This is a genomic window from Bacillus sp. AP50 (assembly GCF_040492675.1).
Taxonomy (GTDB): Bacteria; Bacillota; Bacilli; order Bacillales; family Bacillaceae_G; genus Bacillus_A; species Bacillus_A cereus.
Genome location: NZ_JBEUTW010000716.1, coordinates 1 through 1,661, shown reverse-complemented (window position 1 = coordinate 1,661; position 1,661 = coordinate 1). Strand labels below are relative to the sequence as shown.

Below are 1,661 nucleotides of genomic sequence, written 5' to 3'. Positions count from 1 at the left end.
TATATATATACGAATTTATTATTTTTTACATTAATGTTTATTATTTTATTAGGTATAGGCTTAATTTTTTCATATTATTTTTCACAAAGTCTTTATGATGGAAAAGTAATTGGTTATAATCCGAGTCTTTATGGTGGGGAAGTAACCGGAGAATTTCGACAAGAATATCACAAGTTGTATAGTTACGGAATCTTCCAACACATATTTGCTTTTCTTTTATGGGGAATCGATTTCATGAGTATCCTTATTTCTTGTTATTTTATCATAGCCATTATAAGGCTGTTTCCAGTGAAGTCATGGATGAGTAAAATAATTTTATTCATCATTTTCGTTGCTATCTTTTCAACAATACAAACAATAGTAATGAATGTGTTAAGTAAATTAGAGAAATATGCAGTTACTATTAAAAGTTCTGGGTTCATAGATAAGAATGATTTTTTTGATACATCATTTTACCCTATTGAAGATTTCACTATTTTGGGTCTATGTTTTACTTGCTTGTTAATAATTGTACTCGTAGCGATTACAGGTCGCATTATCAATAAGAAATTAGAGATATAAAAAATCACTTTATAAGTAAAAGATATTTTGGGAGGAAAGCATGAGAACATCTAATCCAATGTTAAAAAAAGACAAATTCCATGAAGAGAAGACAAGCGCTTCTACGATGACAATAGGTGGAACGATAGGGAAAACATTCATTTTGCTTATCTTACTTCTTGCAGCATCTGTCTATTCCTACGTACAGATGACACAAGAGACAATGAAAATACCCGTGTTAATTGGAATTATAATAGTTACTCTAATTGTCGCTTTTGTGGTTATATTCGTTCCGCGCATATCCCCAATTTGCGCACCGATTTACGCAATATTACAAGGGGTTTTATTAGGAAGTATTTCAGCATATTATACAATGCGCTTTGGTGATTCTATCGCTTTAACTGCCGTATTACTAACAATTTCGATTTTATTTTCCATGTTAGTGTTATACGCAACTCGAATAGTAAAAGTAACTAAAAAGTTTCGTGCGGTTGTAACGGTTGCAACACTTGGAATTTTTATTATGTATTTTATTGTTTTCTTATTGAGCATCTTAGGGGTGACTGTTCCATATATTCATCAAGGTGGGACAATTAGTATTATCATAAGTGCAATTGTAATTGTTGTTGCTGCATTAGATTTATTACTAGATTTTGATTCAATTGAACATGGTACTCATAGTGGAGCACCAAAGTATATGGAATGGTACAGCGCAGTAGGACTTATGATGACATTAGTATGGTTATATCTAGAGATCCTTCGTCTGGTTTCTTACATTATGAAAAACAAAGACTAGAAAACATCCTGCATGGTTCAAACATGCAGGATGTTTTTGTATTTCGTAGTATCAATTAGCTCACGTTATGTAGAGAAAGAAAAATTTCATTTAGAGGGTACTTCAAAACTTTAGCTTGATGGTGATGTGGTGCTCCCCCTATAAGCTCAATAGGTCATAGTTGGAAAAAAGTAAGGCTATGGCCTATTTTTACACGTATCTCGGTTGTACCCCTTTAACCGATGAATATTGCAAATAAGAACGGCCCATTCAATATTTTCTATTCAAATATGATAGAATGAAGATATATCCAAAACGGAGGGAAAACAAATGAACTCAAACACAA

2 protein-coding genes are annotated in these 1,661 nt (G+C 32.2%); both read left to right on the top strand.

Features of this window, described 5'->3' with window-relative positions; genetic code table 11:
- Positions 1-561 (top strand): ABC transporter permease (locus tag ABWK52_RS28760; RefSeq protein ID WP_353772347.1); only part of this gene is annotated, 561 nt, incomplete at its 5' end.
- 40 nt (positions 562-601) lie between these two features.
- On the top strand, positions 602-1,336 hold the full coding sequence (locus tag ABWK52_RS28755; RefSeq protein WP_098294311.1) for a Bax inhibitor-1/YccA family protein: 735 nt from the start codon (positions 602-604) through the stop codon (positions 1,334-1,336).
- Positions 1,337-1,661: the final 325 nt, after the last annotated feature.

Excerpts from the sequence above, each read along its gene's own strand:
- ABWK52_RS28755 (WP_098294311.1), top strand. The coding sequence starts at position 602 with ATGAGAACATCTAATCCAATGTTAAAAAAAGACAAATTCCATGAAGAG.